The sequence below is a fragment of the Actinomycetospora sp. genome, assembly GCF_055612215.1.
Genome location: NZ_JBVPVA010000599.1, coordinates 1 through 6,087, shown reverse-complemented (window position 1 = coordinate 6,087; position 6,087 = coordinate 1). Strand labels below are relative to the sequence as shown.

The 6,087-nt window shown below is 73.3% G+C and carries 6 protein-coding genes; 3 read left to right on the top strand and 3 right to left on the bottom strand.

The genetic code is table 11. The annotated features are described in order from the left end of the window. Nucleotides 1–268: 268 nt before the first annotated feature. A complete protein-coding gene (locus tag AC0CYZ_RS16380) occupies nt 269–649 on the top strand; it encodes an MmcQ/YjbR family DNA-binding protein (protein WP_472217190.1) in 381 nt (126 codons plus the stop codon). Between the two features lie 9 nt (nt 650–658). Here the strand turns inward: AC0CYZ_RS16380 and AC0CYZ_RS16375 are convergent, their stop codons facing one another. After that, nucleotides 659–2,305, bottom strand: coding sequence for an APC family permease (locus AC0CYZ_RS16375; RefSeq protein ID WP_472217188.1), 1,647 nt, complete (start codon nt 2,303–2,305; stop codon nt 659–661). Between the two features lie 144 nt (nt 2,306–2,449). Here AC0CYZ_RS16375 and AC0CYZ_RS16370 point away from each other — a divergent pair, with 144 nt between their 5' ends. Further along, on the top strand, nt 2,450–3,169 hold the full coding sequence (locus AC0CYZ_RS16370) for a PIG-L deacetylase family protein (RefSeq protein ID WP_472217186.1): 720 nt from the start codon (nt 2,450–2,452) through the stop codon (nt 3,167–3,169). Here the strand turns inward: AC0CYZ_RS16370 and AC0CYZ_RS16365 are convergent. Both AC0CYZ_RS16365 and solA read right to left on the bottom strand, forming a co-directional pair. Next, entirely contained in the window at nt 3,166–4,365 is a 1,200-nt protein-coding gene (locus tag AC0CYZ_RS16365) for an aromatic ring-hydroxylating oxygenase subunit alpha (protein WP_472217184.1), read from the bottom strand. The two genes, AC0CYZ_RS16370 and AC0CYZ_RS16365, sit on opposite strands and share 4 nt — an antisense overlap. After that, nucleotides 4,358–5,554 carry an N-methyl-L-tryptophan oxidase gene (gene solA / locus AC0CYZ_RS16360; RefSeq protein ID WP_472217182.1) on the bottom strand — a complete coding sequence of 399 codons (1,197 nt, stop codon included), beginning with the start codon at nt 5,552–5,554 and terminating at the stop codon, nt 4,358–4,360. The genes AC0CYZ_RS16365 and solA overlap by 8 nt, the downstream gene beginning before the upstream one ends. 216 nt (nt 5,555–5,770) lie before the next feature. On the opposite strand from solA, the gene AC0CYZ_RS16355 reads away from it, so the two are divergent. Further along, a partial coding sequence (locus AC0CYZ_RS16355; protein WP_472217180.1) for a LysR family transcriptional regulator occupies nt 5,771–6,087 on the top strand: 317 nt, incomplete at its 3' end.

The window sequence follows — 6,087 nt, the reverse complement described above, 5'->3', positions numbered from 1 at the left end:
GGACGCAGCCGGACCGGCCCCGCGCTCGGCCCGCCACGCCGCCGCGAACACCCGACGCTGACGGCCCGGCTGAGCATGATCACGACTTCGTGAGCGTGTCGCGTCGGTCGTTGGGCGTGTCGCTCCCTAACTCGTGATCATGGTCGGCCGGAGCCGCGCCCGAAACCGCGCCCGACCGTCCGCCCGGCCACAGGGTCACGACCCGCCGGCCCTTCTGCTCCACCACCGCGTCGTGGTCGGATCCCGAACCCGACCGGGAGGAGGCGCGGTGCCCGACGTCGAACGCCTGCTCGCGGCCGTGCGGCGCGCGTGCCTGGCGCTGCCCGAGGTCGTCGAGCGCCCCAGCCACGGCTCGCCCGCGTGGTTCGTCCGCGGGAAGAAGACGTTCGTGATGTTCGCCGACCACCACCACGGCGACCCGCACACCGCGATCTGGGCCGCCGCACCGCCGGGGGTCACCACCGAGCTCGTGGCCGTGGAGCCGGCCCGCTTCTTCGTCCCGCCCTACGTCGGGCACCGGGGCTGGCTCGGCCTCCGCCTGGACCTCGACGGACCGGACGCCCTCGACGAGACCGAGCTGGCCGGCATCGCCGCCGACGCCTACCGCCAGGTCGCCCCGGCCACGCTGGTCCGCCTGCTCGACGGCTGACCCCGGGCCTCAGGCGAGGGCCTCCTCGGGGGAGTCGCCGCGGTCGTGGTCGGCGTCCGAGCGCAGCCGCGCGACCATCTCGGGTCGTGCGGTCATGTACGCGGTGCCGCTACGGCAGCCCCAGAAGTAGGTCCCGAGGGAGAGCGCCGCGACGACCACCGAGTCCCAGGGCGCCGAGAGCAGGTGCGCACCGCCGAAGCTGCCGATCGCCGACAGGAACGTCAGCCCCACCAGGTACACGACGAGCCACGCGCCCGGGACGAGCTCGGTCACCGCCCGGTTCGAGCGCACCCAGACCACGGCGTACCAGACGATGCCGAGGGCGATGATCGCCATGGCGACCTGGAGCTTCGACCAGGACGTCCAGAACACCACCAGCGAGGACACGACGAACGCCACGGGCGCGATCACCGTCATGCCCCGCAGCCGGGTGTCGCGGCGGGTGAGGCCCGACGCCCGGAAGGCGATCAGCGACACCGCACCGATCTGGAACGTGAACGCCGCGATCGAGCCGGTCACCGAGATGATCGAGTGCCAGCTGGGCAGCGGCAGCAGGTAGGCCAGCCCGATGACGAAGTTCAGCACGAGCGCCCGCGCCGGGATGCCGCGGGCGTTGAGCTTCGTCAGCGACCCGGGGAAGAAGCCGTTCTTGGCCAGCCCGAACACGTTGCGGGAGTTCGAGGCGGTGTAGACGATGCCGGACCCCGACGGCGAGAGCATCGAGTCCGCGATCAGCGTCCACGAGAGCCACGACAGGCCGAGGAGCATCGCGAGGTTGGCGAACGGGGAGTCGAAGTTGACCCCGTGCCACCCACCGCCGAGCAGCCCGGCGGGCACGGCGCCGAGGAATGCCAGCTGCAGGCCGAGGTAGATCACGATGGTGACGACGATCGTCGTGATGAGGGCCCGCGGGACGGTGCGCCGGGGGTTCTTCGCCTCGCCGGAGAGCTCGATGACGTTGCGGAACCCGGTGTACGCGAACACCATCCCGGCCGTCGCGATCGTCGAGAGCGCGGCCGACCAGCCGTAGGGCGCGTACCCGCCGTGGTCGGTGAGGTTCGAGGTGTCGAACCCGGAGGCGATCAGCAGCACCACGGTCGTCGTCGGGATCAGGATCTTGATCGCGGTGACGATCGTGTTGGAGCGCGCGAACAGCAGCACGCCGAACCAGTTGAGGGCCACGAACACGGCCATGAGCACGACGGCGATGAGGATGCCGAGGCCGGTCAGCGACTGACCGTCGTACACCCCGGGCAGGTAGGACGACGCGTACTGCACGACGCCCGCGGCCTCGGTGGGCGGGTTGCCGACGTAGCTGATCCACATCGCCCAGCCGACGATGCCCGCGGTGAGCCCGCCGTGGGAGTACATCGGGTAGCGGACCAGGCCGCCGGACTCCGGCTTGGCCATCCCCAGCTCGGCGAAGACCATCGCGACCAGGAGCATCAGCGCCCCGGCGATGACCCACGCGAGCATCGCGGCGGGCCCGGCGTCCTGGGCGGCGTAGAGCGAGGAGAAGAGCCACCCCGAGCCGATGACGCTGCCCAGGCCGGCCGCGAGCAGCGACCAGAAACCGAGGGCCTTGTGCAGGCCGGCGTCGGGGCGCCGGTCCTCGCTCCCACCCGCCTCGGTGGCGGCAGCACTCGTGTCCGTCATGCGGTCACCTCGTCACGGGTCGGGCTCGGGGGTCACCGATCACTACCCACTCGCGGCACCGTCGTCACCCGCCGGTCACCGATCGTCGACGCTTCGTGACCGGGCTGGACCTGTACCGCGGTCGAGGGTGCAGGGTCGGCGCGCATGGAGCCCGGACCGCTGCCCGACGACTGGACGACCGCCCTCGCCGTCGCCGCCCATCCCGACGACCTCGAGTACGGCGTCTCCGCGGCGGTCGCCGCCTGGACCGCGGCGGGGAAGCGGGTGACGTATCTGCTGGTCACGCGGGGGGAGGCGGGGATCGCGACGATGCCGCCCGGCGAGGCCGGGCCCGCCCGCGAGGCGGAGGAGCGGGCGAGCGCCGTCGAGGTCGGCGTCACCGACGTGCGGTTCCTCGACCACCGCGACGGGGTCGTCGAGGAGGGCGTGGCGCTGCGCCGCGACATCGCCCGGGTGATCCGGCAGGTGCGCCCGGACCTCGTCGTCGCGCTCAACCACGCCGAGCGCTGGCTCGGTCCGGACGGCACCCCCGTCGGCTGGAACTCGGCCGACCACCGCGCGGTAGGGCGCGCGACGGTCGACGCGGTCGGCGACGCCGGCAACCGCTGGGTCCACCCCGAGCTGGACGGCCAGGGCCTCGAGCCGCACGAGGCGCACCACCTCGCCGTCGGGCTCTCGCCGGCGGCGCGGCACGCCGTCGACGTCACCGGGTTCGTCGACGCGGCGGTCGCCTCGCTGGCCCACCACCGGCTCTACCTCGCCGCCCTCGACGACCGCCCGGTGACCGAGCAGGCCCGCGACGTCGTGACGCGGGCGGTCGGCGACCCCGACCGCCCGCGCGTGGCGTTCGAACTGCTCTTCTAGGCCGCGCTCGGCGCGCCCACCCGGGTGGCGTACCAGTCGAGGAACGACGCCACCGACGCCTCGACCACCGGCGAGAGCGGGCCGGGCCGGTACCCGCGGGAGGCCACCCCGGCGTAGGCCGCCTCGCAGAGCGCCCAGTCCTGCTCCGAGGTCGCCCGCCACACCGCGGTGAGCGCCTCGACGTCGCCGTCGGCGAGCCGGGCGTCGGCGTGGACGAGGAAGCAGACCTCGACGTCGGTGGTGCCCGCGTCGACCGGGGTCAGACGTGTGGTCATCGCGTAGTCCGCGTTGGCGTGCGCCCACAGGTTCGGCAGGCCGACGACGCGCAGGCTCCCCACGTCCGCGTCGGGCAGCGTGCCCATCAGCGGCGCGACCAGGCAGCCGTCGAGGGTCTCCGTCGTGAAGCCCTCGCGCAGCGGCAGCCGTGTGAACCGGTACCAGGATCCGCCGGGGAAGCTCACCTCGTCGGTCGCGAGTCCCCGCGCCGCCCAGCGGGCCCGGGCGTGGGCGAGGGCCGCGTCGTACCGCGGGTTCGGTCGCACGTCGCCGTGGGTGCCGTCCTCGAAGTTCGACAGCGAGAACTCCGGGTGGCTGCCGCGGCAGTGGTAGCACTCGCGGTTGTTCTCCACGAGCGTCTTCCAGTTCGCGGCGACCCGGTAGCGGTCCCGCGCAACGACCATCGCGTGCTCGAGACCGTGGGGCGCGAGGTGACGCGCCGCGGCGTCGGCGAACCCGTCGAAGGCGGGTGCCTCGTCGGGTGTGGCGGCGGGGCACACGAATACCAGGCCGGCGGTCTCGCGGACCGCGACGGGGGCGAGGCGCACGCCGTCGGTGCTGAAGTCCGCGCCCATGAGCCGCGCCGAGCGCAGGCACCCGTCGAGCCCGTAGACCCACTGGTGGTACGGGCAGACGAACGCCTTCGCGGTGCCGCGGTCGGCGGTCGTGACCCGGGAGCCCCGGTGGGCGCACACGTCGTGGTGGGCGTGCAGGGTGCCGTCGTGGTCGCGCACGACGATCACCTGGTCACGCCCGAGCGTGACGCGGAACCAGTCGCCGGGGCCGAGCTCACAGGAGTGGCCGGCGAAGGTCCAGGCCCGCGCGAAGACGTGCTCGACGTCGGCGGCGAAGACGTCCGGGTCGGTGTAGGCGGCCTGGGGCAGGGTCCAACGCAGCTCGGACACGGAGCCCTCAGACATGGAACTCGCGGCCGAAGTGGGGGTCGAGCAGGGCGGGCCGGTCGAGCGTGAACGTCCCGATCGGGTGCCGCGAGCGTCCGGCCGTCGCCAGCTCGGCGAGGATCCGGCCGATCAGCGACGCGAACTTGTAGGCGTGCCCCGCGCCGACGGCCACGTGCACGTTCGGCGCCTCGGGCACGGTGTCGATGACGAAGTGCTGGTCCGGCGGGATCGTGTAGAGGCAGGTCTTCGTGTAGAGCTCGGGCCCGCCGAAGCCGGGCACGTGCTCGGCCAGGAACTCCTCCTGGCGCTTGCGGCGCAGCGGGTCGGCCTCGAAGGTCCGGGACTCGGCGGTGACCTCGTGCCCGCCCATGTGCTGGCCGAGCTTCGTCGCGACCTCGCCGTAGACCGGGAAGCCGTAGAAGTTCTCCGCGCCGTGCCACATGAACACCGGGAAGTTCTCGGGGGAGAAGTCGAGCAGGTTCGGGGTGGCGTAGTAGGTGACCTGCTCCTGGAGCACGGTCAGGGGGAGCTCGCGCCCGACGCCGGTGAGGACCTCGTTGGTGCGGGCGTCGGCGGTGACGACGACGTGCTCGGCGCGGTAGACCTCGTCGTCGGTGACGATCTCGACGTGGTCGCGCGTCGGGTGCAGCGCCCGCACCGGGGTGTGCTGCTCGACGTGGGCGCCGTGCCCGCGGGCGAGTGCGATGTGGGTGGCGTTGGCCCGGCGGGCGTCGACGATCCCCGACCGCTCCTGGAAGATCGCCTGCTCGGTGCCGGCGAGGCGGAACTGCGGCCAGCGGGCCATGACGGCCTTCGCGTCCATCTCCTCGAGGGGGGTGCCGTGGCGGGCGGCGACGGCGCGGTAGCCGTCCATGTTGCGGGTGCCGGTGTCGGCGCCGCTGCGGGCCTCGACGTCCTCGATGACCAGCCCGCCCGTCTCGGTGACCAGGCGCTGGCCGGAGACACGCTCGACGTCGTGCCAGGTGTCGTAGGCGGCGGGGGCGAGGTCGGCGTACGCGTCCTGGTGCTGGGCGTAGCGGATGATGCGGCTGTGGTCCTGGCTCGCGCCGTGGTCGTGGCCGAGGTGGTGGGCCTCGAGCCCGAGGACGGCGCCCTCCTTGCTCCTGGCAGCGCGGGCGAGCCAGTACAGGGCGGCGGAACCGAGGCCGCCGCACCCGACGACGACGTACCGGTGTGCGCGATTCATGTGAGCGGACGTGCTCCCTGATCGGTCCGACTGCGGTGCGGGTCCAGCGTGATCGGGGGCGGGGCGGTGTGGTGCGGATCCGCGATCAGGGGTGTCACTGCTGTGAGAAGCCCGGCCTTATCAGCGGCGACCCACCCATCCGCCGCCACACCGACGGCCCGTCGTACCGCGCGCGTCACCCGGTCCTTCTCCCCGCGAGGGGGCACGATCGAGGGCATGGATCTGGAGCTGCGGCAGCTGCGGACGTTCCTCGCCGTGGCCGCCGAGCTGCACTTCAGCCGCGCTGCGCGCCGGCTGCACGTGAGCCAGCCCGCGCTCTCCCAACAGATCCGCGCCCTGGAGCGCACGCTCGGGGTGGCGCTGTTCGACCGCTCCAGCCGCGCCACGGAGCTGACCCCGGCCGGCCGGGTGCTGCTCGACGCCGCGCCCCGGGTGCTCTACGAGGCGGAGCGGGCGCAGACGCTGGTGACGCAGGCCGCGAACGGGGCGGTCGGGCTGCTCACGGTCGGCTCGGTCGGCACCGCGCTCGCCTC